The organism is Collinsella sp. LCP19S3_B7 (assembly GCF_052121795.1).
Classification (GTDB): domain Bacteria; phylum Actinomycetota; class Coriobacteriia; order Coriobacteriales; family Coriobacteriaceae; genus Collinsella.
Genome location: NZ_JBQKDO010000018.1, coordinates 1 through 26,747, shown reverse-complemented (window position 1 = coordinate 26,747; position 26,747 = coordinate 1). Strand labels below are relative to the sequence as shown.

Below are 26,747 nucleotides of genomic sequence, written 5' to 3'. Positions count from 1 at the left end.
CGGCGAGGCTGAAGTACATAGTGGAGCACGAGTGGGGCAAGAGGAGGTACTTGGACATGTCGAAGCTGGAGGAGATGGACGAGCTGAGGGGAAAGGCGGAGGGCTAGAAGAGGACGGGGCCGGAGACGGCTAAATCAATTTGCGAAAGAATCTTGACGGTACCTTTTGGTTCTGGCGAACAGATAAAACTATTCGTTCTGACGAATAGTTTTGAGATATGGTCGATCAAAGGGCCTGTTGCGCCCCGTCCGCAATTCCTTTATTCTTAATTGGCTTCGCGCGAAAGCGCCAAGTGTGCCAGTGTGGCGCAACGGTAGCGCAACTGATTTGTAATCAGTGGGTTGCGGGTTCGATTCCTGTCACTGGCTCCATGAGAGTTTCGGGCTCTGTTCCCTAGTGGGACAGGGCCCGTTTCTTGTGGGCAGCTAGATTCGACTGTCCGCCGTCAGTTTAAAAGCTTTCAGGTACAAGATGCCGCCGATAACGTACATGCAGGCATCAAGCGGATCTGGGGTACTAAACTCGAGCACCATGGGCGCAAGTACTTCCCAGCAGATTGAGCATCCCACCGATAATGCCAAGCTACTTGCAAAGTTGCATATCGGCGTTTTCCCGCTCACCGTTTCGCAGAGGACGTTTACGTAGGCGGGAAAAATGATTCCTCCGCACAGATCTCCGAGCTGATAATGGGCGAAGTCGTAGGGGAGGAAAAAGTCGAAGCTCGCAATGTATCTGTTAACGAGATACACGATGCCGGCAAGCAGCGGCAGAAGATTTGCGCTGGAAATAAGCGCGGATTTGAATCGTTTAGCCACAGACCGCAAACATAGTCAGGCCAAGGCAAATGCCCAAAGCAATGATGATGATCTGGCTGCAGCCGTTACCCGAAGGGACCATGACACTCTCTTTCTCGATACATTAGTAAATTAAAGTATGCCACAGCCAGCAGCGTATTTGTTGAGCAACAACCTGTGGCCGCCGGCACGCTTTCGGTTTGTATCGCCTAAAACGTCAGTCGAATGACCGGGTGCTCGCCGTGATAACTCTTGACAATAGCGCTGGCGTTATCGACAGCCACGAGATTCCTGAGTCTATTGGGGAATCCGCCCGCAATGAGGGCAAATACGACGGCGATGGCAAGGGCACAGTACGTGACCAAGCGTGCCTTCTTGCGAAATTCCCCAAGCTGATCGACCTTATCTCAGTAAAACATTCTGGTGATGATTAGTTGCTTGTGGAGTGTCGCACATGCGGAGGTAGAGGGTGGGGCGTCTCGGCGACGTTGCGTATGGGTGCACCTGCAACGGTATGTGATTCCGCCCAGTTAACCCTCCAGCCCACAATAACCAAGCACTGCTTGGTCGTTTGATATGGCCCCACAAAAGAGAATGGGATCAACAAGGTCAGCGAAACGGAATCGTTGGCATCAGGTCTACGGAAAGGAAAAAGACCATGATTTACCCTCTTTGCGACATTGCCGGCAGGGACAGGGCAACAGATAGGCCGATCGTCAGTACTTGTGTCATGGATATGCAGATGCAGCTACTACGCTACTTTCGCGATTATGGCTTGGATAACGATCCGGATTGGCGCGAGTCCCTCGATGCCATCCTCGAGTCTCAACGAGAAGACGGTTGTTTTCCTCTGAGCAGCTATTGCCATATGCCCAGTGATGCACGTGTCGATTTTCTCTATCGACCTACGTACGCTTGCTGCCAGATCATGATGCGAGCCCTATTGGGTGGAAAGCTATCGGACGAGCAGGAGCAACGCGTCAAAACTGCCCTGTCTCGCGGCCTTGCTTTTTCCTGCGGGCGTGGTCTTAATGGTCACGGTATCGAAGATCTTGAGCGCCAGTGCGAGGATGTTGCCGATTTTGGCCATGCGGGGATTACGGAAATAGCCGAGCGTTATCCCATGCTGTGCCCCGAGTTTTTCTCTCTCATTAACAAAATTGGAGACGAATACGTTGAGCGAATCGCCAACGGGGATGTGATTTACTACTTTGGATCAAATCTTGCACAGAAGATTTTGACGGCGGCAGAGTCCCTGGGCCGGACTAATCTGTCGCTCGACAAAATCCAGCGCTATCTTGAGGTGGACTCGAAGAGAAAAAATCGATAGGTTAAAGATTAGAAAGGCGGGCGCCGCCAATGCTGCTTGGACAGTTCATAAAAAGAAACATGCCAGATGCGGCCGAGCTCAACGATATGATTTCCCGTCCAGGCGAGGGATATGCTATTAGCCAGATGGCGGTAGCGCCCGTCGATACGGGGAGCTTGCGTATGCGCATCAAAGCATATGCAAATGGACCCGATGGTCCATATTTGGAGGGACGCCTTGCTCTCTACCATCAGGTGCACGAGCTTTTTGCGCTGCTTGCGGCCGAGCCGCCCAACAAAGGCATGAAGGGCTACGAGCTCAAGGATTCCTTTATTGGCGGTGAAGAGGCAGACCTGATTATGCTCACCGTTTCCCACGAAGAGCGCTCGCAGGAAGACATCGCCTATAACGTTTTGCTGTGTAGCAAGAACGCGGTGGGGGAGCGCCGTGCCAGGATTCGCGATGGCGTGCGTATCGGCGGCATGTGCGTAGCCGAGGAGTTTGGGTATCGCGGCGAATTCAGGTCCTCGGTGCACCCGCTGGCGCTGCCGCTCAATTTGAGCGAGGTCTATGTGCTTATGGACGCGCTGGCTGCCTATGAGCGCGGATGCAGCCGGTTTGATCCCCATGGTAGGACGGCTCGGCGTATTGCAGGCATGATCAAGCGCGAGCTGAGCGGTTACGCTAAGGAGAAACTTGGTTCGCGTTTGGAGGGGATGGGCTTTGCTCAACTGGAGGAGGTCGACCCCATGTTTGTTCCTGATATTCCAGGGGATAAAGTGCCTGAGGGCAGATCTTCGCAGGTTGCCAATTGGCTCTTATATGAAAAGGCTGGTCGCTGGGCGCGTGTGTGTCTCGCGGGTGGCGGGAGCGTGCAAGGGATTATCTTGCCGCGAGCTGAGCTTGGCCGCTTCTTTGCGAGTCGTCCACAAGCGGCGAGGGATGGTGCGGCCCAAGCGGATTCACGACCCAAGTGTGTCGTCTGGCGAAGCGATGATGACTACGACGTTATCGATTGGGCAGATGTCGTGGATGTAAGGCGAGAATAGATAAATGTCTCGATCTGTAACACGAAGGGGCGGAAAACCGTTCTAACTGTTACAGAATGAGACGTAAGCTAGGGTCTCTGCGAAACATCTCGATCTGTAACAACTAGGGAAGGAAAACCGTTCTTGCTGTTACAGATTTAGATAAACGGGAGACCGCCAGGGAAACATCTCGATCTGTAACAGATAGGGGAGAAAATGTTCTCTAAATGTTACAGATCGAGACAAAGGCCGGACCGGTCCCAGTCATCTTGGTTGAGCGAGGATATTCGGACGCACGAGAATCGTTATCGAAAGTCGATACCGCAAGGGTACTCCACCACACCAAAGTGTTCCCTTGGGAAATGTCGCCAGCGCAGCCAAATCCGCCGTCCTTCATATCTAAATTCAGCAAAACCGCAGGTCAAAGGTATATAGATACGCCCGGCACCGTGTATTTAGAGGTTTTCGTTGACAGCCCCCAAGGTTGCATCGTATTATCTTTTTCGTTCGCGGGGGCGGAGGCCCAAAAGACCAAAGAACCTGCGGATACTTGAACGATTGGGAGTTTGCCCGAGTGGTTAATGGGGACGGGCTGTAAACCCGTTGGCTCTGCCTACATAGGTTCGAATCCTATAGCTCCCACCCGTCAAGTGCCTGTATAGCTCAGTCGGTAGAGCACTTCGTTGGTAACGAAGAGGTCACCAGTTCAAGTCTGGTTGCAGGCTCCATCCGGCGGTGTAGCTCAGTTGGTTAGAGCACACGGTTCATACCCGTGGCGTCACTGGTTCGAATCCAGTCACCGCTACCATAGGTAACACGGTGGCTTCTCAATAGTATGTTGAGAGGCCACTATGGTATAAAGGCATAGTCCCGTCCGGGGACGACCTGTTTAGAGGAGGGCTTTATGGCCAAAGAGAAGTTTGAGCGCACTAAGCCGCATGTTAACATCGGCACCATTGGTCACGTCGACCACGGCAAGACCACGCTGACCGCTGCCATCACCAAGGTTCTCTCCGAGACCGAGGGCTGCAAGGCTGACTTCACTGCGTTCGAGAACATCGACAAGGCTCCCGAGGAGCGCGAGCGCGGCATTACGATCTCCGTCTCCCACGTCGAGTACGAGACTGCTGCCCGTCACTACGCTCACGTTGACTGCCCGGGCCACGCTGACTACGTCAAGAACATGATCTCCGGTGCTGCTCAGATGGACGGCGCTATCCTGGTCATCGCCGCTACCGACGGCCCCATGGCTCAGACCCGCGAGCACATCCTGCTCGCCCGTCAGGTCGGCGTTCCCTACATCGTCGTCTTCCTGAACAAGTGCGACATGGTCGACGATGACGAGCTCATCGACCTCGTCGAGATGGAGACCCGTGAGCTCCTTTCCGAGTACGAATTCCCCGGCGACGACATCCCCGTCATCCGTGGTTCCGCTCTGGGCGCTCTCGAGGGCGACGCCAAGTGGATGGACGCCATTCGCGAGCTCATGTCTGCCGTCGACGAGTACATCCCGACGCCTGCTCGTGACAACGACCTCCCGTTCCTGATGGCCGTTGAGGACGTTATGACCATCTCCGGCCGTGGTACCGTTGCTACCGGCCGTGTCGAGCGCGGTGAGCTCAAGCTCAACGAGCCCGTCGAGATCGTCGGCATCAAGGATACCCAGAACACCGTCGTTACCGGTATCGAGATGTTCCGTAAGTCCATGGACTTCTGCGAGGCTGGCGACAACGTCGGTCTGCTGCTCCGCGGCATCAAGCGCGAGGACATCGAGCGCGGCCAGGTTCTCTGCAAGCCCGGTTCGGTTACCCCGCACACCAAGTTCACCGGTGAGATCTACGTTCTGACCAAGGAGGAGGGCGGCCGTCACACCCCGTTCTTCGATGGTTATCGTCCTCAGTTCTACTTCCGTACCACCGACGTTACCGGTACGGTCAAGCTCCCCGAGGGCACCGAGATGGCTATGCCTGGTGACCACATCACCATCGAGGGCGACCTCATTCACCCGATCGCTATGGAGGAGGGCCTGCGCTTCGCTATCCGCGAGGGTGGCCACACCGTCGGTTCGGGCATCGTCTCCACGATCATTGAGTAAATTAGCTCTCTGATACAGCTGACTTAGAGAACCCGGCACTTATATGGGTGCCGGGTTCTTTTCTACGTGGGTCTTTTGCCTGATGATTACGCTTAGCTCGCTCTTAAGTTGAGCGTGAGGGATCGATTAGATCTCGTTGGCTCCATTGATGTGTTCCAAATATGAATGGATCTACCGAGAACCAATTGATGCGAGGTTTTCATTGACAGCACTTACGTAGAGCTGATAAAGTACCAACTCGTGCCCGTACGGGGCGGATATGAAAGGTTCAGGATACATGCGTACTCTAGTTACTCTTGCGTGCACTGAGTGCAAGCGCCGCAACTATACGACCACTAAGAACAAGGCGAACATGCCTGATCGTATGGAGATCAAGAAGTATTGCCCCTGGTGCCGTCACCACACGCTGCACAAAGAGACTCGCTAGTCTCTAGTCACATACGCCAGTAGTTCAATTGGTAGAGCATCGGTCTCCAAAACCGAGTGTTGAGGGTTCGAGTCCTTCCTGGCGTGCCAGTCATTATTCCGTAAGCTCCCATTTGGGGGCTTACGGTTTACTCATGTATAAGCGCATTGCGCGGAGGTAACCCAAATGGCCAACAAGAAGAACAAGAAGAAGGCACAGCAGCAGGCGCCTGCCAACAAAGCTGCCGCCAACTCCAAGGTTGAGGCCAAGAAGGCCGTTGCCAAGAAGAGCGAGAAGGCTGCGAAGTCCAAGAAGAACGAGAAGCCCGGTTTCTTCGCCCGCACCAAGAAGTATTTTGCTTCGGTGAAGTCCGAGATGAAGCGTGTCACGTGGCCCGATAAGAAGGAGCTCGTGAACTACTCGGTCGTCGTTTGCGCTTCTCTGATCGTCGTCGGCGTCGTCATCGCTCTGCTCGATGCTGGCTTTGGCGAGGCTCTTGCTCTGTTCTCTGGATTGAGGGGCTAAACCATGTCTAAGCGTTGGTACGTCGTCCACACTTACTCTGGATACGAGAACCGCGTTAAGTCCGATCTCGAGCATCGCATCGAGACCATGGGCATGCAGGATCGTATCTTTGATATTGAGATTCCTATGGAGCGCGTCACCGAGATCAAAGAGGGTGGCAAGCGCGAGACCAAGGATTCTAAGATCTTCCCGGGTTATGTCCTGGTTCGCATGGAGATGGATGACGATGCATGGACGTGTGTTCGCAACACGCCCGGCGTCACCGGTTTCCTGGGCGGCAACGGCAAGCCCGCTCCGCTTTCCCGCGACGAGTACAATAAGATGACTCGTCGTCCCGGTAAGGGCGATTCGCCCAAGCGTACGTCGGTTGATATTGAGGTTGGTACGTCCGTCCGCGTCACCGATGGCCCGCTTACCGACTTTGATGGCAAGGTCTCCGAGGTTAACGCCGAGGCAGGCAAGCTCAAGGTCACGCTGATGATCTTTGGCCGCGAGACGCCGGTCGAGCTTGACTTTAACCAGGTCGCTGTCATCGCTTAAGTTTTCGTCCGTTCGCGCGAGCGTGCTTCTTCTGTGACTGCTCATCTCAGGAGTGCTTCTAACACGTGCGTGCTTACGATATAGCAAGTACTTCACACTCGTGATTCGAAAGGAATGACCATGGCTGAGAAGAAGGTTGCCAACGTCATTAAGCTCCAGATTCCTGCTGGTGCCGCTAACCCCGCTCCTCCCGTCGGCCCCGCCCTGGGCGCTGCTGGCGTGAACATCATGCAGTTCTGCCAGGCCTTTAACGCCGAGACGCAGGACAAGAAGGGCGACATTATCCCCGTTGAGATTTCTGTCTACGAGGATAAGTCCTTCTCCTTCATCACCAAGACTCCGCCGGCGGCTCACCTCATCAAGAAGGAGCTGAACCTCAAGTCTGGTTCCGCTAAGCCCCAGGCTGACAAGGTTGGTCAGCTCTCTCAGGAGCAGCTCACCAAGATCGCCGAGATCAAGATGCCGGACCTCAATGCCAACGACATTGACGCCGCCAAGAAGATCATCGCCGGTACCGCCCGTTCCATGGGCGTCACCATCGCTGAGTAGCGTTTTTCTAGGTAACGACGGGTGCTCCGACCGGGGCGCCCGTTAAATGTGTGCAATAGGGCACACGATACGATGTGGGAGGGCTTACGCCCGTTTAACCACAGGAGGTAATGCACATGGCTAAGCATGGTAAGAGCTATAACGCCGCTGCCGAGAAGGTCGACCGCGCCACGCTCTACACCCCCCTTCAGGCTGCCAAGCTCATCAAGGAGCTCGACACCGCCAAGTTTGACGAGACCGTCGAGGCCCACTTCCGTCTGGGCATCGATACTCGTAAGGCTGACCAGAACATCCGTGGTTCCATCTCCCTGCCCCACGGCACCGGCAAGACCGTTCGTGTTGCCGTCTTCGCCGAGGGCGAGAAGGCCCGTGAGGCCGAGGCTGCCGGCGCCGACATCATCGGTTCCGACGAGCTCGTCGCCCAGATCCAGAAGGGCGAGATCAACTTCGACGCCGCTATCGCTACGCCGAACATGATGGCCAAGGTTGGCCGCATCGGTAAGATCCTTGGTCCCCGTGGCCTCATGCCGAACCCCAAGCTCGGCACCGTGACCATGGACGTCGCCAAGATGGTCTCCGAGCTCAAGGCCGGCCGCGTTGAGTATCGCGCCGACCGTTATGGCATCTGCCACGTGCCCCTGGGCAAGAAGTCCTTCTCTGAGCAGCAGCTCGTTGAGAACTACGCTGCCCTGTACACCGAGATCCTGCGCGTCAAGCCCTCTTCTGCTAAGGGCAAGTACGTCAAGTCCATCTCTGTGTCTTCCACCATGGGCCCTGGCGTCAAGGTCGATCCCGCTGTCCAGCGTGACTTCCTGGCTGAGTAACTTCTAGTTACTGCCTGAGCAAAGCAAGCATTGCTAAAGGAACCCGGTTCTGTCTCGTGCAGGACCGGGTTCCTTGCTGTTTGGGGCCAAAACCAACACGAAGGAGATAGGCGCCTTTGTGGTGGTTTTGGTTCAAAATCCCCGTTGCGCGTCGTTTTGCCTGTGTTACACTTTAGCCTAGTGTAGTGAATACCCGAGGCTGAAAGGAGCCAGACATGTTCTATAACAAACAGCAGCTCCTAGGCCTAGCGCTACTAGATTAGATAGCGCGCTAGGGTTGTAATTTCGCTATAACGATTAGTTGTACCCGGGTGCGCTATCTTTCGCCGCTTTTGGGCGTGATGGGCGACACGGGTATTATTCTATCTTGGGGCACTCCATCTCTCCTGAAAGCCATCTGTATCTTTAGCCTGTCAGGAGGAAATCATGAGCCGCAAAATCGCAATCTTTGACACAACGCTTCGTGACGGGGAGCAGTCTCCCGGCGCCAGCATGAATACCGAGGAAAAGCTCGTTATTGCACGCCAGCTGGTACGTATGAATGTCGATGTGATCGAGGCGGGATTTCCTATTTCGAGCCCCGGTGATTATCGTTCCGTACAGGAGATTGGCAAGATCGCGGGTGACCGGTGCACGGTATGCGGTCTCACCCGTGCGGTCGATAAGGATATCGAAGTAGCGGCAGACGCCCTCAAGACGGCTCAGAGGCCCCGTATCCACACCGGTCTGGGTGTGAGTCCCAGCCATTTGCGCGACAAGCTCCATATGACCGAAGACGAGGCTATCGAGCGCGTTATTCACGCCGTAAAGCACGCTCGTAAGTTTGTCGACGATGTCGAGTTTTATGCCGAGGATGCGGGCCGCTCCGATCAGGAATTCCTGGTCCGCATTATCGAGGCAGCGATCAAGGCCGGCGCTACGGTCGTGAATATTCCGGACACCACGGGCTATAACATGCCCTGGGAGTTTGGCGCCCGTATTCGCGATCTGCGCGAGCGCGTGGCCGGAATCGAGGACGTTACGATTTCGGTCCACACGCATAACGATCTGGGCATGGCCACAGCCCTTGCACTCGAGGCGGTCCGCAATGGCGCGATGCAGATCGAGTGCACCATCAACGGCTTGGGCGAGCGCGCGGGCAACACGGCGCTCGAGGAGGTCGTCATGGCCATGAGGATGCACGAGCAGGATCTGGATGCACATACCGATATCGTGACGACCGAGCTCACGCGCGCATCTAAGCTCGTCAGCTCAATCACTGGCATTAATGTGCAGCCCAACAAGTCCATTGTGGGCGCTAATGCGTTTGCACACAGCTCGGGCATTCACCAGGATGGCGTGCTCAAGGCGCGTGACACCTACGAGATTATCGATCCCAAGGACGTGGGTGCAGCGGGATCCGAGATTATCCTTTCGGCACGTTCGGGCCATGCGGCACTGCGCCATCGTCTCGCCGAGCTGGGTTATACGTTTGGCGATGAGGAATTCGAGTCGATCTACCAGCGCTTCTTGGAGATTGCAGATCAAAAGAAAGAGGTCTTTGACGAGGACCTGGAGTCGATGATTCAGGAGCGCCAGCGCGAGGTCAAGGCGATCTACACCCTCGACGCGCTCCAGGTTTCCTGCGGCGACCCGCTTATTCCTACGGCCACGGCGACCATCACGGACGAGGACGGCGCGACACGGGTGGTTTGCTCGACGGGTACCGGTCCGGTTGATGCGGCCTACAAGGCGGTTGACAAGGCCATCTCTGCCCATGGCGAGCTGACGGAGTTCAACGTTAAGGCCATTACGCGTGGCATCGACGCTATCGGTGAGGTGACGGTGCGCATCACCGCCGAGGACGGCAAGATCTACACCGGCCGCGGCGCGGATACCGACATTATCGTGAGCTCGGCCAAGGCTTACATCAACGCTATTAACCGCATGATTCAGACTAACCGTTCCAAGGCGGGCAAGTAACGATATTCGGCAGGGCAAAGCCCGCTTGAGAGGGGAATCACATGGCACGTCCCATGACCGTAGCAGAGAAGATTTTGGCGGCACACGCAGGCCTGGACGAGGTAAAGCCGGGCCAGCTGGTCGAATGCGACCTGGACATCGTGCTCGCCAACGATATTACCGCACCTATCGCGATCGATGTCTTTCGCGAGCTGGGTGCCACCGAGGTGTTCGATCGCGACCGCGTTTGCCTGGTGCCCGATCACTATGCGCCCAACAAGGACATCAAGAGCGCCGAGCAGACCAAGAAGATGCGAGATTTTGCGCACGAGCAGCATGTGACGCACTATTACGAGCAAGGCTGCGCGGGCATTGAGCATGCCCTGCTGCCCGAGCGCGGCGTGGTGGTCCCGGGCGATCTGATTATCGGTGCCGACTCGCATACCTGCACGTATGGCGCCTTGGGTGCGTTTTCGACCGGTGTGGGCTCAACAGACGCCGGCGTGGGCATTGCCACGGGGCGCGCATGGTTTAAGGTGCCGCCGACGATTCGCTTTGAGATTAACGGCGAGCTTGAGGACGGCGCCACTGCCAAGGACATCATCCTGCACATTATCGGTATGATTGGCGTGGACGGTGCCCTGTACCAGGCCATGGAGTTTGCCGGCAGCACCATCGAGGGCCTGTCGATGGAAGGTCGCATGACAATTTCGAACATGGCGATCGAAGCGGGCGGCAAGGCGGGCATTATCGAGGTCGATGATGTTGCCCGCGCCTGGCTCAAGGGGCGCTGCGAGCGTGATTACGTTGAGTATCACGCCGATCCAGACGCCGAGTATGCCCAGGTTATTGCCATTGACGCGGCCGACATTAAGCCGTGTGTATCGTGGCCGCATCTGCCCAGCAACACCCATCCGGTGAGCGAGAGCCGTCACATCATGATCGACCAGGCGGTAATCGGCTCGTGCACCAACGGACGTATCGAGGACATGCGTGCTGCGGCCGAAGTCATGCGCGGCCATAAGGTTGCCGACGGGGTGCGTTGCATCGTGATTCCGGCGACCCAGGCGGTCTTCCGCCAGTGCATGAAGGAGGGATTGACCGACATTTTCCTAGATGCCAACTGTGTGTTCTCCACGCCCACGTGCGGTCCGTGCCTGGGCGGCTACATGGGCATCTTGGCGGCAGGGGAGCGTTGCGTTTCTACGACCAACCGCAACTTTGTCGGCCGTATGGGCGACCCCACGTCCGAGGTCTATCTGGCCTCGCCGGCCGTGGCGGCTGCTTCTGCCGTGGCGGGGCACATATGCTTGCCGTCTGACCTGTAGGGGCTACGGGGTCCTTCGACCTTTGCTCGCTACTGCGGACAGTCCTGGCATTTTTTTGTTCGCCGAAGGCGAACGCTAACTTTCCATTAGCTTTTTTGTAGCCGAAACGCGAACGAGGGATTTGATATTTGCTTGCGTCGAGTTCCGCACGAGCCGGAGAGCACGTAATGTGCTCTCCGTGCGAGCAGGACTGTCCGAGTAAGTAAGTAAATATCAAATCCCCCGCATTCCATGTTTGAACGGAGAATGATATGAACTTTGAAGGCAAGGTATTTAGGTATGGTCGTGATGTTGATACGGATGTCATCATTCCTGCTCGGTATCTGAACTCGTCGGATCATGCGCACTTGGCGGCGCATGCTATGGAGGATATTGATCCCGCGTTTGCCTCTGCCGTGAGGCCCGGTGATATCATTGTGGCTGAGGAGAACTTTGGTTGCGGTTCTTCGCGTGAGCATGCCCCGGTTGCCATTAAGGCTGCAGGGGTGTCGTGTGTTATTGCCAAGAGCTTCGCACGCATCTTCTATCGTAATGCCATTAACGTGGGCCTGCCCATTATGGAGTGCCCCGAAGCTGTCGATGCGATTTGTGCCGGCGATACCGTGAAGGTCGATACCGATGCGGGTGTCATCACCAACGAGCGTACTGGCGAGACTTTTACAGCTGAGCCGTTCCCGCCATTTATTGCCGAGATTATCGAGGCCGGCGGTTTGGTTGCGCGCACGCGTGCCAAGATTGTCGCGGCAAAGGGTCAGGAGGCGTAAGCGATTATGACGGTCAAGCTGGATAATCCGTTTGCAAACGGGCCGAGTAGCGAGAGCTGGAGCTGCAACGTGAAGAAGACCTATAAGATCTGCTGTCTTCCTGGTGACGGCATTGGGCCCGAGGTTATTGCCGAGGGTAAGAAGGTGCTGGCTGCCGTGGGCAAGCGCGCTGGCGTAGAGTTTGCCCTTGAGGATCACCTGATTGGTGGCGCGGCGATCGATGCGTGCGGCAATCCGCTGCCCGATGAAACCCTTGCGGCGGCAAAGGCGTCGGACGCCGTGCTGTTGGCATCCGTCGGTGGCCCAAAGTGGGATTCGACCGATCCGGCGGCCCCGCGCCCCGAGCAAGGCTTGCTGCGTATCCGCAAAGAACTCGGCCTCTATACCAACCTTCGCCCCGTAAAAATCTACGACGCACTTGCCAGCGCATCGACGCTTCGTCCCGAAGTCATCAAGGGCGTTGACATGGTACTCGTCCGCGAACTTACCGGTGGCATTTACTTTGGCAAGCACGAGCGCTTTTATGACGAGGGCGGTGCGGGCACCGACGGTGTGGCTGGCCAGCGCGCGGTTGACGTAATGGAGTACCGCGAGTACGAAGTTGAGCGCATCGCCCGCCAGGCGTTCGAGGCAGCTCGCAAGCGCCGCGGCAAGGTGACAAGCGTGGATAAGCGCAATGTATTGGAGACGAGCCGCATGTGGCGTGAGGTCGTGCATCGCGTGCATGACGAGGAGTATCCAGATGTAGAGCTTGAGGACCTGCTCGTCGACAACGCCGCCATGCAGCTCATTAACCGACCGGCCGACTTTGACGTCGTAGTTACGGAGAACATGTTCGGCGACATTCTCTCCGACGAGGCGGCGCAGATTACCGGATCGCTCGGCATGCTTGCCTCGGCTTCGCTGGGCGATGGCGTGTCGCTGTTTGAGCCGAGCGCCGGCAGCGCGCCCGACATCGCGGGGCTCGGTATCGCTAACCCGCTCGCGCAGATCCTGTCGGCGGCAATGCTGCTCACGTACGCGCTCGACATGGGTGGGCAGGCTGCTTGGATCGAAAATGCCGTGGCACGTGTGCTTGACGAAGGCTGGCGTACCCGCGACATCGCCGACGCCAGCACCCCTACCGATAAGATCCTCGGCACGACCCAGATGGGCGATAAGGTCATCGCCGCGCTGTAGTGTCGAGATGTCCGGAACCACCACAAAGGCACCTGTCCCCTTTGTGGTGGTTACCAGGGGGTTCTGGCGGTTGAGGACTCGATTGCCTCGTGGCGCTTGAGCTCGCGGCGCATGGTTTGCGAATTGAGCCAGGCTGCCTGCCATCCACGGATGGGGTAGCGCGCCTCGTCCAGCTCAAACTGCGTATAGCCGCAGGCGTTGATAATCGTCGTCCCGCATGCGTGCTGGCGTTCGCGTTGAAAGTCGCGAACATAGCATTGGTGCACATGCCCGTGCACCATGTAGTCGGGATTCCATGTCTCGAGCGCTGTGTTAAAGCATCCGAATCCCCGATGCGGCAGATCGTCCAGATCGCCCATGCCGGCGGCGGGCGCATGGGTGAGCAAGATGTCGCAGCCGCCGACCATCCTCACTTTGCGGGACAGCTTGCGCACGCGCTTGGCCATTTCGCGCTCGGTGTACATGTTAGCGCCATCTCGATAGCGCATGGAGCCGCCAAGCCCCGCAATGCGGACGCCGCGATACACGTACACGGTGTCTTCGACACAGATGCAGCCGCCCGGTGCATGACGCGCGTAGCGGTCATCGTGATTGCCACGCACGTAGATGAGCGGTCTGTTGATGACCGTAACCAAAAACTCAAGATAGTCCGGGTCCAGATCGCCAGCGGACAAAATTAGGTCGACACCCTCAAAGCGTTCCTTGCGAAAGCACTCCCATAGGCATCGCTCTTCGGTATCGGCTATGGCAAGGATTTTCATAGAGCACGGACCTTCGGCTCATCGTCGGGCTGCGGAATGGTGCCCACCACGTTGTCTGCCAGCCAGTCCATCTCGACGATTTGCGTGCTCGGCAGTGGGGGAAAGCCCTCAATCTGCACCACGCCGTCTTGGCTATGGAGCTCGCCGCCAAATGGATTGATGGAGCCCTCGACGATGCCATTGCGGAGGAGCTGAACAAGCTTGCGCGTCTGATAGGGCAGGCCCGGAGCGTAGCGAATGTCGATAACGCCCGAGCTCATGCCATACCAGTAGTTGACGGCGCGGACCTGGCTGTCGTCACTGGTCTCGTCCCAGGTGCCATGCAGCAGACTTCGCACGATAAGCTCGTAGTATCGGCCCCAGTTCCACACTGGCATGGCAATGCCGGCAACCTTGCCATCGATCAGGCGGTGAAGTCCGTAGGCCGTGGGGTCTTCGAGCGACTTTGACATGTCGGCGCCGGTCATGACGCTCACGCCTTCGCAGCACATGGCCTCGGCAAGGCCCCCGGCGGGCACATCGCCCCAGGTTAGGATAATTTGCGCACGGGGGTCGAGCAGCGAGGCGCCAATCGCAAAGGCATTGATCTCGCTGAGTGCACCCGAGGCGAAGACCGACGCGTGGTAACCGATGCGGTGGTTGTCCGCCATGCTGGCGGCAAGGGCGCCCAGGAGAAACTTGGCTTCGTACATCTTGCCAAAGTACGAACGGACGCTTTGGTGGGGAAGGCCGATGGAGCAGTTAAGGAACCGAACCCGGGGATACTCAACGGCAGCCCTGAGCGTGTATTCCATCAGGCGGTGCGAGGTCGAGAAGATGACGTTTGCTCCATGTTTGACAGCCGTTTCCACGGCGGCGTAGAACACGTCCGGATCGTGACAGTCCTCAAACGCCTCGGTGCGCACGATACCTCCAAAGTGCTCATCGAGATACTGACGCCCTTGGTCGTGCAGGCTGTCCCAGCTCGACGTCGCACAGGTGAATTCATGGATAAAGGCGATGCGCAGGGGGTTGGCCGCCGAATAGACGGTCTTGCCCATAAAGAAGTTGAGCATGCCGGAGGTGGACTTGGCGGGCGACTCCTCCTCATCGACGTTTGGCGCTTCGACAAGATCGACCTTGTCCTCGTCACTTTTCCCGGCAATGACCAGTTCGCGCCAGATCTTGCACAGGCGGTTTACGACGATATCTGTCGGCGTATCCAGCAGGCGGTCCTGGTTGTACACATTGAGGTAGACGAGCATGGCGTCGGCGGGCGTAATGTCCAGGTGGTCGCCGCCCGCGCGAAGGTAGGCGCGCTTAAAGAGTAGGAAGGTGTGGCGCAGGTAGTCGACCTTTTTCTGGGGCCATTTTTCGATAAGGTTCTGACCGAGCATCTTGGCGAGCGTTTCGTAGCTTCCTTCGCGCGAGAACTCGATCTCGTATAGGGGGCAGACACGCCAAAACGCGCAGAACTCGCCGTACAGGCGACTTTCGACGGAATCCCATTTGCCGGGGTAGAGGCGGGTGACCTTGGCTGAAACCGTCGGGGCGTCCAGGAATTTGAGGACGCTGACGCGCTTGTTGCCCTCCTGGACATAGAACCGATGCATGAACTCGGTGACGATGATGGGGTCGCGATAGCCCTCGGTTACCTGAATGTCGTAGAGGTTGGACCACTTGCGGGCGAACTCGGTGCTAAACGGCAGCAGGGGCATAAAGTTGCATGAAAAGGCGGACTGACGGCCCTTGGTAACCGTGCCGACAACCATTTCGAGCGGAATATCCCGCAGGCCGACATTCTCTCGCTGACCTAGGGGGAGCTGGGCAACCAAACTGTCGAGGTCCGTAAGGTATGGATGCTCGCTTTGGCTAATGGCGCGTCGACGTCCTTGCTCGCCGCGCTTGCGTGCTTGACGGTAGGCCTCTTCCATAGTTTGCTCCCTTAGTCGTTTAAACAACTGTATGAACTATGGTACCACGAATGAAAACCTCCCATTTTCCGATGTCAAAGAAATGGGAGGCAGTTCACTGTCCCCTTTGTGGTGCTTTAGGCGATGATGGGAGCGATAGCGCGGATGCAGGCGTCGGCAGCGGTGAGTGTGGTGCTGTCGTCACTGACGATAAAGATGATCTTGCCCTTGATGCCAAAGTCGCCGATTTCGCTAAAGAGCACGTAGGGCTCCTGGTCAAAGCCCGAGATGGGAAGCACGGCGGCCTTGGTGGCGCTGGTCAGCTCGTCTGCCAGCGCGTCAAGGGAAGCCCATTTAGACGTGTCCTTTACGGCAACGGGCACGGCCACACGTCCAAAGGGCATCAGATGCACGAGCGTGTCCTTGGAGATGTTGGAGTTGGGCACAATGATGGTCTGCCCGTAGGCATCCTCGATGGTCGTGTGGCGCCAGGTGATGTCCTGGACCACGCCCGACACGCCGCCAACCTCGATATTGTCGCCGGGCTTGATGATGCCCATAAAGGTCACCTGCATGCCGCCGATAAGGTTCGACAGCGTGTCCTGAAAGCCGAGCGAGATGGCAATGCCGCCGACGCCAAGAGCGGCGACGAGCGCGTTTGCGTTAATGCCAAAGCAGTTGTCGAGGATAAAGCTGCCGCCAATCATCCAGATGACGGCGCGCGCAATGTTGATGAAGATACTCGATGCCGGAAGCGGGTTATCGTCGCGGTTGAGCAGGTGACGCAGCGTTTTGGAAACGACTTTGGCGGCAACGGCGGTGCCTATCGCCAAGATACCAGCCCAGATGATGTTGTGGACCCACCGCTGCTCAAAGAAATGAAGAATCGGCTCAAACAATTCCATGTAGGGAAAACCTCCTCAAGATCGTTCAACCATGATACCCACCAAAAAGCCCGTCCGATCAAAACGGACGGGCTTTTGCGCTCGATATAAGGTTTGTACGGCGGGGCTGCAAGGCCCGGCGGTGTAGCTTAGCGGCGGCGCTTCCAGATAATGCCGAGCATGATGACGATGATGCCGCCGATGAGGCATGCACCGACCACGGTCAGCGTACGATCTCCCGTTGCGGCAAGCTTGCCGGCCGTCTTCTTGGTGGTGATCTGCGTGGTCGTCGTGCCGGGGTTGGATGAGGGCTCAGGCGTTGGGGTCGGATGGGGTGCGGGGCTCTCGGCGGAGCCAAAGCTGATGGTGCCCGCGAGCGAGGCCATCTTGTTCTCCCAGTCGTCCTGCCCGATTAGTGCCCTCAGCGCTGCCTCGCACGTACTCCACTCGGCGCACTTCTTAGCTTTTGCAAAGGTGGGAAAGTCGGTCGTGTTGGTAATGATGTAGTTATTGGTGGCGACGGCGTAGTTCTTGGCGGGGTCGAGCGCGCTGCCATCCTTGGTGAGTGTGGCGCTCACAATGCGCTTGCCTTCGGGCTGCGTCCAATCAATCGTCACGTTAATGCCGCCAAAGGAGAGAACGCTGCCAGAGTCATCGCGCCACTTGTACTTGTCTTGCGCCTCCTGCTCGGTATGGCCGGCTGCCACGTAGGCTTGCTGAAGCTCGTAGCTGTGATTGCAATCGTCGCTGATCTGCAGTGAGTGCTCAAGCGCTGCAAGGAAGTTTGCACCGGTCATGGTCCAGGTCTCCACGGTGTTGCCATAAGGCGAGATGGCGATGACGTTGCCGGCGGTCACATCGCCCGCCGCGATGCCGCCGCGGATGCCGCCCGCGTTTTCGATGGCGAGGTCTGCCCCCGTCAGGGCAAGATAAGAGCCGCAGATCACATGCCCGATGGTCTGGGCCTTGGTGGTGTCGCTCGCTTTGCTGGGACGCAAATCGGTGGTGCGCACCATCTCCCAGCCATGCGTACCCGCGGCGTCTTCGCCGTAGAAATAGTCAGTGGCGGATGTGCCGATCACTTTGTTCGACTCGATTTTAAAGGCGTCGTCGAGTGGCTTGATTTTGTTATTGCGAACCTCATCGAGTTGACTCTGGTAGAAGGCGCCCTTGTCGGGGTCTGCCAAAAGGTCGTTGACGTTCTTGGCGGTGTAGAGCTTCTCGTCGCTGTCGTCTGCGGGGATCGTGACCGTGTCATCGTCGGTCGTCACGGTGCCATTCGTGCCGTACTTGTACGGAATGGAAAGCAGCCCGACCTCGGCAAAGGCGCTGCCCGCCTCGACGACGCGGACCGGCTTGCCGTCGGCCCCCGTCACGTTTTCGTCTAAGTTGATGTGCTCGTGGCCCGCGACCAGTGCATCGACCCCAACGAGCCTTGCAGCAAAGGCCTTGGCGTTGAGCGTGTGCGCGATGCAGACGATAACGTTGCAGCCCTCATCCTCGTGCAGTCGCTTAGCCTCGGCATTGATGGCGGCTGCCGCATCCGAGAACGACGTGTCCTGGACAAGGCTCTCGCGCAGTGAGAATCCCAGCGACTCATCCATGGCACCCACGACGCCGACCTTGATTTTGTAGTCGAATGTGGAGTGGTCTTCGCTGTCCTCCCAGGTACGGTCGAGCGTCTTGGTGATGCTCGAGCTCCATACGCCGCTCGTAGACTTCGCGTTTGCGCAGAGCATGGCGAAGGGCGTGCCGGTGGTGCTGTAGCCGGTCATGGTGCGGAGCTTGTCCGCGCCGTAGCTCCAGTCGTGGTTGCCCGGCGTGGTCGCGTCGTAGCCGTTCGCATAAAAGGTGTCCATGAGCTCGGCGATGCTTTTGCCCTCGCTCATAGTGGCGAAGGATTGCCCGTGGAAGGTATCGCCCGCATCGAGCAAAAGATCGGGGGCACTGCCTTGAGCGCTATAGAGAACTGCCAGTCCGTCAAAGCCGACAGTGCCGGTACCCTTGCTTGCGTTGTAGCTGTACTTGTAGCTGCCGTGGATATCATTGGTGTGCATGACGGCCACGGAGCCGTCAATAGCGGCGGGCAGGTTCCCCGCGAAAGCGAGGCTTGGGATGCCTGTGAGCGCGCCGGCAAACAACGCGGCAGCTAACGCAAGGCGGGGGAGTCTTTTCATGGCGGTCTCCTTACTCTTTAACAAAAACCGCCGCAAAGTGTCTGTCCCTTTGCGGCGGTTTTGACGTCTGCGCAGATAAAACCTGCCAAAATAAACCTGTCCCTTTTTGGTAGGTTTAGCTCAGCAGCATGCGGTCGTTGGCGAGCTCGCCGCCCGAGACCTCCTCGAACTTCTGAAGCAAGTCGGCCACGGTGAGCGATTTCTTCTCATCGCCCGCCACGTCGTAGATTACATGGCCCTCGTGCATCATGATCAGGCGATTGCCCAGACGGATAGCGTCGTTCATGTTATGCGTGACCATGAGCGTGGTCAGGTGGTTCTCGTCGACGATCTCCTCGGTCAGATTGAGCACCTTAGAGGCCGTCTTGGGGTCAAGTGCCGCGGTATGCTCGTCGAGCAGCAGCAGGCGCGGCTTGGTGAGCGTGGCCATGAGCAGGGTGAGTGCCTGGCGCTGGCCGCCCGAGAGCAGGCCGACCTTGGCGTTGAGGCGCGTGTCCAGACCAAGGTCCAGACGCTTGAGCAGCTTGACGTACTCGTCCTTCTCGGCCTTGGTGACGCCCCACGAAAGGCCGCGACGCTGGCCGCGACGCTTGGCGAGTGCCAGGTTCTCGGCAATTTGCATGTCGGCTGCGGTGCCGCGCATGGGGTCCTGGAACACGCGGCCCAGGTACTTGGCACGCTGCGACTCGCTCAGACGCGAGATGTCGGTGCCGTCGAGCTCGATAACGCCCGAATCGAGCGGATACACGCCGGCGATCATGTTGAGCAGCGTGGACTTGCCGGCGCCGTTGCCGCCAATCACGGTTACAAAGTCGCCATCGTTGAGGGTAAGGTCGACGCCGGTAAGAGCGCGCTTTTCGGTGACGGTGCCCTTGTTAAAGGTCTTCTTGACGTGCGAGAGCTTAAGCATCTGCCTCATCCCCCTTCGTGTAGGAGCTGCGGAGCTTATAGCGCTCCCAAACCACGGGCACGCATAGGGCCACAGCGACAATCACGGCGGAGAGCAGCTTCATGTCGTTGGCGTCCATGCCCAGCTGCAGCACGATGGCGCGGATGAGGAAGTACACTACGGAGCCAAAGACGGCGGAGGCAAGACGGACGCTAAACTGCGTGAGACCGCCGGGCAGCAGGCGGCCGAGCACCTCGCCGATAACAATGGCGGCGAGACCGATAACGATGGCGCCGGTGCCCATGCCAATGTCGGCGTACTTCTGGCTCTGGCAGATGAGCGCGCCCGAAAGGCCAATGAGGGCGTTGGAGAGCACGAGGGCGATCATCTTAGTGGAGTTGGTGTTGACGCCCAGGGCACGGATCATGTACTCGTTGTTGCCGGTGGCGCGCAGCGCCGAGCCGATCTCGGTGCCAAAGAACCAATACAGGATGGCAACGATGGCCACGGCGAGCAAGACGCCCAGGATGATGGCAACGGTGGACTGCGGCAGGCCCGTCATATTGCTGACGGCCGAGAACACGGTGCCCTTGGCAAGGATGGGCGTGTTGGATTTGCCCATGATGCGCAGGTTGATGGACCACAGGCTGATCTGGGTGAGGATTCCGGCGAGGATCGCGGGAATCTCAAAGACGGTGGTCAGAATGCCCGTGACCGCGCCCGCAATGGCGCCGGCGCACATGCCGGCCAAAACGGCGAGCAACGGGTCGGCATTGTTGTTGACGATGAGCACGGCGCAGACGCAGCCGCCGAGGGCAAAGCTGCCGTCACAGGTCATATCGGGGATGTCGAGCAGGCGGAACGTGATAAACACGCCAAGCACCATAATGCCCCAGAGGACACCCTGCGAAACGGCGCCCTGCAATGCAATGAGCATGCTTCATACCTCCTAGGATAGGGTGGACACGTGATTTTCCATAATAGCGGTACCAATGCATAAAAGAGCAGCGGACGGACATTTTGTTTTACCAAAAACAAGCAGGGCGAACGCCGGTCTTTAGCGTTCGCCCCATTGACTCAGATATTGAATAACACAGCTATGGCGCAAGCGCGTGCCTAGCTGCGTTACCGCGCATGGCGCTACTCGTCTAGAGCGGAAAGGTCGATGCCCAGGGCCTCGGCCATCTCGTCGTTCTTGACGACGACCAGATCCTTGCTTGGGAGGTGCTTGATCGGCATATCCTCGGGTTTGGCCTCGCCCTTCAGAATCTTAACGGCCATCTCGCCCGCGGCGTAGCCCAGGTCCTCATAGTTGATGGAAAGGGTGAACAGGCCGCCGGCCATGCACATGCCCTCCTCGCCGGTCACAAAGGGAAGCTTGTTCTCCTTGCAGATCTGACCGACCTGCGAAGCGCCCGCGGCGATAGTGTTGTCAGTGGGAGAGTAGAGCGCGTCGACCTTGCCCACGGCAGACTCGACGACGGACTGGATCTCGTTGGAGCTCGAGACGGTGAAATCGGTGTACTCCAGGCCCAGCTTGTCGAGTTCCTTCTTGGCGGCCTTGATCTGGACGTCGGAGTTGGACTCGGCGGTGCAGTAGAGCAGGCCGACCTTTTTAACGTCGGGCAGGACCTTCTGCATCATCTCGAGCTGCTCGGCGACCGGGGTGAGGTCGGAGGCGCCGGTGACGTTGGTGCCGGGCTTGTCGTTGTCCTGGACCAGGCCGGAGGCGGCGTAGTCGGTGATGGCGCAGCCCACGATGGGGATATCGGCCGTGGCGCCGGCGGCAGCCTGTGCGGCAGGCGTGGCGATGGCGTAGATTAAGTTGACGTTGTCGCCCACAAACTTGTCGGCGATGGACTTACACGTGGACTGGTCGTTCTGGGCGTTCTTCTGGTCGATCTTGACCTTGAGTCCGCTCTTCTTGATGGCCTTGACAAAGCCGTCGTTGGCGGCGTCGAGCGCGGAGTGCTCAGTGAGCTGCAGAACGCCGATGGTGTAGTCGGAACCGGCGGCTGCAGAGCCGGAACCAGAGTTGCCGCCGCATCCGGCGAGCGGGGCCAGTGCGAGCAGGCCGGCGGAGACCAGAAGGCTCCTGCGGCTGATGGTGATGTCGTTCATGTCATTACCCCCAGTATAGAAATTGCTGGAAACACTGCACTCAAACAAAGTGCAAGTGGGTCTATAGTAGCGCCGATGCCCATTTTTTCAACAACCTGTCGGGTTTTTTAATACTGAACCGGATGGACGGCGGGGGATTCGGCGGGCAACGGCAAGACTTAGGCGGCGGGCGCGGGCCGCTCCCCCTCGTCCAGCGCGGCAAAGAGCTTCTTGCCGTCGAGCAGGCGCGTGCTAACGTTTCTCATGCGGCCGACCTCGACGGTGCGTAGGGTGTCGTCGGAGCCGTGCCCGTCGACGACCGTTCCCAGCAGATACGAGACGCCGTCTCGCTGTTTGATGGCAAAAGGCCGAACGGTCATCCTCGTCACTTCGATCTTGTCATGTGTCGTGACGCTTGAAATGTCAAAGCTCACCGTGGTTCCGTGGTCGATGGCCCGCTCGATGAGCTCGCAGGTATCGATGCGTTTGGCGGGCGGTCGCGTGGTCTTGGCGGGTTTGCCTTCTGCGCTCGGTGCCGGCTCGGACGTATCGAGATAGCCGCGAACGTCGGCGCTTGCCATGGCGACCAGATGGCGCGCTATGCTTTTCCTGGTCGCGATGGGTGTGGAGCGGTTGCGCATGACCATGCCATGGAGTCGAATGATTTCCTCGTCGGAGAGCGGTCGGGTGAGAAGTCGGTAACCCGCGCCGCGCTTGTACTCAATCTCGTATCCGGCATGCCGCAGGGCGGAAATCGCGGTATGGATACTGCGTCGCGCTGCCGAGATGGGCATGCGAGCGGGGTCGTCGGGATGGGCGAGGCGCTCGATCAGCTCAGCGGGAGGAAGCGCTTTGTCCTCACCGGTATGCTCGCTTAAGAGTTGCAGGATACGCACAGCGCGATAGGCTGCCATGGAAGCAGCACCCCTGGTCGTGGCCTCGTAGTTCTCAACAGCGGGTTTGGCCATTGCGTTCACGTCCTTTCCGTTTTTGGGTGATGACGCTACGGAGCCTAGGACACGGGGTTTGCTTAGGGGCACAGGGCACTCTGGGTGGTCGGCAGTCGTCGGCAAGCGGCGGGTCGAGTTTTCAACAGCCCTGATCAGCTGACCAAAAGCTTGACAAAAGCTTGACGGATGCTGTTGAAAAAAGCGCCCCTCGGCTTGCCGAGAGGCGCTGGTGCGACACGCTGTAACGCGCGGGACGGAACTGTGGCGATTAGAAATCGGCGTTGCCCACGGTGCGGGGGTGCGGAAGGACGTCGCGGATGTTGCCCACGCCCGTCAGGTACATGACCAAACGCTCGAAGCCCAGGCCGTAGCCGGCGTGTTTGCAGGAGCCATAGCGGCGCAGGTCAAGATAGTACTTGTACTGCTCGGGGGCCATGCCCAGGTCCTTGATGCGGGCCTCGAGCAGATCCAGGCGCTCCTCGCGCTGGGAGCCGCCGATAATCTCGCCGATACCGGGAACCAGGCAGTCGGCGGCGGCGACGGTCTTGCCGTCGTCGTTCATGCGCATGTAGAAGGCCTTGATCTCGGCCGGGTAGTCGGTCACGAAGGTCGGGCGCTTAAAGTGCTCCTCGGTCAGGAAGCGCTCGTGCTCGGTCTGCAGGTCAATGCCCCAGCTGACAGGATAGTCAAACTTGTGACCGGCGGCGACGGCCTGCTCCAGGATCTCGACGGCCTCGGTGTAGGTGACGCGGGCAAAGTCGGAGTTGGCCACGTGGTTCAGGCGCTCGATCAGGCCCTTGTCCACAAACTTGTTGAGCATGTTGAGCTCGTCGGGGCAAGTGGCCATAACGTCCTTAAGAACGTACTTGAGCATGGCCTCGGCGTTATCCATGTAGTCGTTCAGGTCGGCAAAGGCCATCTCGGGCTCGATCATCCAAAACTCGGCGGCGTGGCGCGTGGTGTTGGAGTTTTCGGCGCGGAAGGTGGGGCCAAAGGTGTACACGTCGCCAAAGGCCATGGCAAAGTTCTCGGCATTGAGCTGGCCGGACACGGTAAGGCTTGCATGCTTGCCAAAGAAGTCCTGGCTCCAGTCGACCTCTCCGGACTCGGTGAGAGGCGGATTTTTGGGGTCGAGCGTGGTCACGCGGAACATCTCGCCGGCGCCCTCGCAGTCACTCGTGGTGATGATGGGGGTGTTGACGTAGACAAAGCCCTGCTCTTGGAAGAAGCGGTGGATGGCGGCAGCCGCGACAGAGCGGATGCGGAACACGGCACGGAACAGGTTGGTGCGCGGGCGCAGGTGCTGCTGGGTACGCAGGAACTCGACGGTTGCGCGCTTCTTCTGCAGCGGGTAGTCCGGGGCGCTCGTGCCCTCTACCTCGATGGAGGTGGCAGAAAGCTCGAAAGGCTGGGGCGCATCGGGGGTCAGCTTGACGGTGCCGGTGCAAATGAGTGCAGCCGAGACGTTTTGGTGGGCGATTTCGTCGTAGTTGCCGAGCGTCTCGCGGTTCATGACGACCTGCAGGTCGCGGAAGCAGCTGCCGTCGTTGAGCGTGACGAAGCCAAAGTTCTTCATGTCGCGGACGGACTTGACCCAGCCGGCGACAGTGACGGTCTTGCCGCCGAGCGACTCGGCATCGGCATAGAGCTGCGCGATTTTGGTGCGGTTCACGTATCCTCCCATAGCGGTTGAATGATAGTTATCCATACAGTTCGATATTCTAGCAGCTCGGCTCATTTGGGCTATACAGATAAGGTATTGACGGGACGGTTTTCAAACGAAAAGCGCCCGCGGCCAGATGGTCGTGGGCGCTTGGCGTGTTGCCTATTGGCTGTACGGCGCAGGACTCGTTACTTGGTCTTAGCCACCAGCAGCGGGTCGCCCAGCTTGACGAGCGGGTTGCCGCCGATAAGCGTTCCAGACTCGCCGACATGGTCGATGCTCTTAAGACGATCGAGCTCGGAGATGATGACGGTCACGATGTCCTCGTGACCGGCGGCTTTGATGGCCTCGCGGTCGAAGCTGATGAGCGGCTGGCCCGCCTTGACCACATCGCCCATCTCGACAAAGCGGGCAAAACCCTTGCCGTTCATTTCCACGGTGCCCAGGCCAACATGGATGAACACGCGAAGACCGTCCTCGGTGATCATGCCGATGGAGTGGTTGGTGACGGTGGTGGCGCCGATGCGGCCGTTGGCGGGCGCATAGATGGTACCGGTAATGGGCTCGATGCCGTAGCCCTGACCGAGCATACCCGAGGCGATGGTCTCGTCGGGAACCTCATCCAGGTTAACGAGCACGCCGTTGACGGGGGCGTAGATGACGCCTTCGCGGGTGGCGAAGCTTGCCGCGGGCGGAACGGATGCCTCGCCCGCCGAGGTGAAGGTGGACTTAAGCGAATCGAGCAGACCCATAGTTGCCTCCAACTTAAATAGGCGCATATCGCGCGCTTGGTTTGCCGGAAACGTTTCATACGTGTTTCACGGCTTGGTCAACGCCCCTATTCTACGCTGCTCAACGATACCTCTGAGCTGGGATTATGTGATATATCAGTTGGAGGGAAACTTATTGCCGGAGTGTTTCTGTGCCACGGGCTCAAGTGGGGTACGCTTAGACGCGAAAAACAAGGGCGCATAATTTGCGCGAAGGGAGCACATATGATTGTCGAGAACCATGCGCTGTGGGGCGAGGAGCCGACCGAGGAGTATCCGGCGACGTTTACGTATCTGGGTGCCGAGCCGCTGCCCGATAAGCCCAATGGCCGCCGCCCCGCGGTGGTCATCTGCGGCGGAGGCGGGTTTACGCATATCGCTCCGCACGAGCAGGACCCGGTGGCGTTTGCATTTTTGGACCGCGGCTACCAGGCCTTTGTGCTCAACTATGTGACGAGTGGCACGGGCGACGTGAGTTTTCCGCACCCGCAGGCAGACCTTGCCAAGATGGTCGCCACGGTTCGTGCGAATGCCGACGAGTGGCATGTCGATCCCAAGCGCGTGTGCGTTGTGGGCTTTTCGGCGGGCGGCATGATTTGCGCCTCGCTGGCAACGCAGTGGAAGACCGGCCCCTTCGCGGCACTTGTCGGGGCGCGTCCGGACGACATTCGTCCCGATGCCGTGGTGCTGGGCTATCCATTGCTCGACTTTGCCTATGTCCGCGACATGCAGACGCGCGATCCGCGCATCGACTTGCGCGTGCCCAAGACAGGTGGCAAGACGGGGCGCGATTTGCTCAACGATTACCTGTCGATGGTGACCGGCGGCGAGGCCACCGAAGAGCACCTGGCCGATATCTGCCCTACCACGCATGTTTCGCGCCAGATGCCCCCGACTTTTGTGTGGGGCGTGTCCGATGACAAAACGGCGCCGATCGCGCAGGTCTATCCGTTTGCTCAACGCATGGCCGAGGAGGGCGTCGCTTGCGAGATGCACGTCTTTGACCAAGGCGGTCACGGCCTTTCGCTCGGCAATGCCAATACCGCGGTCGACAACGAGGACAAACAGGTGGCGGTTCGCCCTTGGATTCGCCTAGCCTTCCGCTTCCTGGAGCGCCATCTGTAAGAGTAAGAGGGCCAGCCCCATCCCGTCCCTCATAACTTGCGGTGAAATAGTTCCTGTTTTTGCTGGTTAAAGCCCCAAGCAGGAACTATTCCACCGCAACTTCGTTTTGATGCCCGGGCCGGAAACCGCGTCCCAGTTTTGCCCCGGGACTGCGGACAAAAAGTTGGACCGTTGAGGTCCGGAACGGAGTCCGCATGGCATACAGTAGGAGAATGGTGGAGAGGGCCAGGGCGCTTCGCGGCGCCGGGCTCACC

General features: G+C 58.4%; 25 protein-coding genes and 5 tRNA genes. 18 read left to right on the top strand and 12 right to left on the bottom strand.

What is annotated here, in order from left to right:
* Nucleotides 1-296 precede the first annotated feature (296 nt).
* A tRNA-Thr gene (locus ACTQW0_RS07585) sits at nt 297-371 on the top strand.
* Between the two features lie 54 nt (nt 372-425).
* Here the strand turns inward: ACTQW0_RS07585 and ACTQW0_RS07580 are convergent.
* Nucleotides 426-815, bottom strand: a complete 390-nt coding sequence (locus tag ACTQW0_RS07580) for a hypothetical protein (RefSeq protein ID WP_441063303.1) — start codon at nt 813-815, stop codon at nt 426-428.
* Nucleotides 816-1,003: 188 nt separating this feature from the next.
* A complete protein-coding gene (locus tag ACTQW0_RS07575) occupies nt 1,004-1,159 on the bottom strand; it encodes a hypothetical protein (RefSeq protein ID WP_441545455.1) in 156 nt (51 codons plus the stop codon).
* A gap of 293 nt (nt 1,160-1,452) precedes the next feature.
* On the opposite strand from ACTQW0_RS07575, the gene ACTQW0_RS07570 reads away from it, so the two are divergent.
* From ACTQW0_RS07570 to leuB, 16 genes are all read left to right on the top strand, one after another.
* On the top strand, nt 1,453-2,124 hold the full coding sequence (locus ACTQW0_RS07570; protein ID WP_441545454.1) for a hypothetical protein: 672 nt from the start codon (nt 1,453-1,455) through the stop codon (nt 2,122-2,124).
* A gap of 59 nt (nt 2,125-2,183) precedes the next feature.
* Nucleotides 2,184-3,152: a hypothetical protein gene (locus ACTQW0_RS07565; RefSeq protein WP_441567600.1), complete on the top strand. Its 969-nt coding sequence runs from the start codon at nt 2,184-2,186 to the stop codon at nt 3,150-3,152.
* A 539-nt stretch (nt 3,153-3,691) separates the two neighbouring features.
* Nucleotides 3,692-3,773, top strand: a tRNA-Tyr gene (locus ACTQW0_RS07560).
* Between the two features lie 10 nt (nt 3,774-3,783).
* A tRNA-Thr gene (locus ACTQW0_RS07555) sits at nt 3,784-3,859 on the top strand.
* Nucleotides 3,860-3,862: 3 nt separating this feature from the next.
* Nucleotides 3,863-3,939, top strand: a tRNA-Met gene (locus ACTQW0_RS07550).
* A gap of 96 nt (nt 3,940-4,035) precedes the next feature.
* Nucleotides 4,036-5,226: an elongation factor Tu gene (gene tuf, locus ACTQW0_RS07545; RefSeq protein ID WP_154514756.1), complete on the top strand. Its 1,191-nt coding sequence runs from the start codon at nt 4,036-4,038 to the stop codon at nt 5,224-5,226.
* 259 nt (nt 5,227-5,485) lie between these two features.
* Nucleotides 5,486-5,653, top strand: coding sequence for a 50S ribosomal protein L33 (rpmG, locus tag ACTQW0_RS07540; RefSeq protein ID WP_427795067.1), 168 nt, complete (start codon nt 5,486-5,488; stop codon nt 5,651-5,653).
* 13 nt (nt 5,654-5,666) lie between these two features.
* A tRNA-Trp gene (locus ACTQW0_RS07535) sits at nt 5,667-5,742 on the top strand.
* A 76-nt stretch (nt 5,743-5,818) separates the two neighbouring features.
* Entirely contained in the window at nt 5,819-6,157 is a 339-nt protein-coding gene (gene secE / locus ACTQW0_RS07530; RefSeq protein WP_154514754.1) for a preprotein translocase subunit SecE, read from the top strand.
* 3 nt (nt 6,158-6,160) lie between these two features.
* On the top strand, nt 6,161-6,697 hold the full coding sequence (gene nusG, locus ACTQW0_RS07525; protein ID WP_427718370.1) for a transcription termination/antitermination protein NusG: 537 nt from the start codon (nt 6,161-6,163) through the stop codon (nt 6,695-6,697).
* Nucleotides 6,698-6,817: 120 nt separating this feature from the next.
* Nucleotides 6,818-7,246 (top strand): 50S ribosomal protein L11, encoded by a 429-nt coding sequence (gene rplK, locus ACTQW0_RS07520; protein WP_022093893.1) that lies wholly within the window; start codon nt 6,818-6,820, stop codon nt 7,244-7,246.
* 116 nt (nt 7,247-7,362) lie between these two features.
* Nucleotides 7,363-8,070, top strand: a complete 708-nt coding sequence (gene rplA / locus ACTQW0_RS07515; protein WP_154514750.1) for a 50S ribosomal protein L1 — start codon at nt 7,363-7,365, stop codon at nt 8,068-8,070.
* Between the two features lie 426 nt (nt 8,071-8,496).
* Entirely contained in the window at nt 8,497-10,032 is a 1,536-nt protein-coding gene (locus ACTQW0_RS07510) for a 2-isopropylmalate synthase (protein WP_441567598.1), read from the top strand.
* Between the two features lie 41 nt (nt 10,033-10,073).
* Complete coding sequence (leuC, locus tag ACTQW0_RS07505) at nt 10,074-11,339, top strand: 3-isopropylmalate dehydratase large subunit (protein WP_441056809.1); 1,266 nt, start codon at nt 10,074-10,076, stop codon at nt 11,337-11,339.
* A 251-nt stretch (nt 11,340-11,590) separates the two neighbouring features.
* Nucleotides 11,591-12,103 (top strand): 3-isopropylmalate dehydratase small subunit, encoded by a 513-nt coding sequence (locus tag ACTQW0_RS07500; protein WP_427793572.1) that lies wholly within the window; start codon nt 11,591-11,593, stop codon nt 12,101-12,103.
* Between the two features lie 6 nt (nt 12,104-12,109).
* Complete coding sequence (leuB, locus tag ACTQW0_RS07495; RefSeq protein ID WP_441567596.1) at nt 12,110-13,282, top strand: 3-isopropylmalate dehydrogenase; 1,173 nt, start codon at nt 12,110-12,112, stop codon at nt 13,280-13,282.
* 50 nt (nt 13,283-13,332) lie between these two features.
* Here the strand turns inward: leuB and ACTQW0_RS07490 are convergent, their stop codons facing one another.
* The 10 genes from ACTQW0_RS07490 to ACTQW0_RS07445 all read right to left on the bottom strand — a co-directional run bounded on the left by ACTQW0_RS07490 (nt 13,333) and on the right by ACTQW0_RS07445 (nt 25,350).
* Nucleotides 13,333-14,043 (bottom strand): metallophosphoesterase family protein, encoded by a 711-nt coding sequence (locus ACTQW0_RS07490; RefSeq protein WP_441567594.1) that lies wholly within the window; start codon nt 14,041-14,043, stop codon nt 13,333-13,335.
* A complete protein-coding gene (locus ACTQW0_RS07485; protein ID WP_441567592.1) occupies nt 14,040-15,956 on the bottom strand; it encodes a BMP family ABC transporter substrate-binding protein in 1,917 nt (638 codons plus the stop codon). The genes ACTQW0_RS07490 and ACTQW0_RS07485 overlap by 4 nt, the downstream gene beginning before the upstream one ends.
* A 116-nt stretch (nt 15,957-16,072) precedes the next feature.
* Nucleotides 16,073-16,840 carry a mechanosensitive ion channel family protein gene (locus tag ACTQW0_RS07480; RefSeq protein ID WP_427718391.1) on the bottom strand — a complete coding sequence of 256 codons (768 nt, stop codon included), beginning with the start codon at nt 16,838-16,840 and terminating at the stop codon, nt 16,073-16,075.
* Nucleotides 16,841-16,968: 128 nt separating this feature from the next.
* On the bottom strand, nt 16,969-18,996 hold the full coding sequence (locus ACTQW0_RS07475) for a bifunctional metallophosphatase/5'-nucleotidase (protein ID WP_441567590.1): 2,028 nt from the start codon (nt 18,994-18,996) through the stop codon (nt 16,969-16,971).
* A gap of 115 nt (nt 18,997-19,111) precedes the next feature.
* Nucleotides 19,112-19,906, bottom strand: a complete 795-nt coding sequence (locus ACTQW0_RS07470; RefSeq protein ID WP_117839998.1) for an ABC transporter ATP-binding protein — start codon at nt 19,904-19,906, stop codon at nt 19,112-19,114.
* Entirely contained in the window at nt 19,899-20,822 is a 924-nt protein-coding gene (locus ACTQW0_RS07465; protein ID WP_441567588.1) for an ABC transporter permease, read from the bottom strand. The genes ACTQW0_RS07470 and ACTQW0_RS07465 overlap by 8 nt, the downstream gene beginning before the upstream one ends.
* Before the next feature lie 203 nt (nt 20,823-21,025).
* On the bottom strand, nt 21,026-22,006 hold the full coding sequence (locus ACTQW0_RS07460; protein WP_441540291.1) for an ABC transporter substrate-binding protein: 981 nt from the start codon (nt 22,004-22,006) through the stop codon (nt 21,026-21,028).
* A 158-nt stretch (nt 22,007-22,164) separates the two neighbouring features.
* Nucleotides 22,165-22,953 (bottom strand): hypothetical protein, encoded by a 789-nt coding sequence (locus tag ACTQW0_RS07455; protein ID WP_441567586.1) that lies wholly within the window; start codon nt 22,951-22,953, stop codon nt 22,165-22,167.
* A 250-nt stretch (nt 22,954-23,203) separates the two neighbouring features.
* Complete coding sequence (asnS, locus tag ACTQW0_RS07450; protein ID WP_427796158.1) at nt 23,204-24,607, bottom strand: asparagine--tRNA ligase; 1,404 nt, start codon at nt 24,605-24,607, stop codon at nt 23,204-23,206.
* A gap of 179 nt (nt 24,608-24,786) precedes the next feature.
* Entirely contained in the window at nt 24,787-25,350 is a 564-nt protein-coding gene (locus tag ACTQW0_RS07445; protein WP_441567584.1) for a PTS sugar transporter subunit IIA, read from the bottom strand.
* Between the two features lie 243 nt (nt 25,351-25,593).
* Here ACTQW0_RS07445 and ACTQW0_RS07440 point away from each other — a divergent pair, with 243 nt between their 5' ends.
* The gene (locus tag ACTQW0_RS07440; RefSeq protein WP_441567582.1) at nt 25,594-26,493 is read left to right on the top strand and encodes an alpha/beta hydrolase; all 900 of its coding nucleotides are present in this window, start codon (nt 25,594-25,596) and stop codon (nt 26,491-26,493) included.
* The last annotated feature ends 254 nt before the right edge of the window (nt 26,494-26,747 follow it).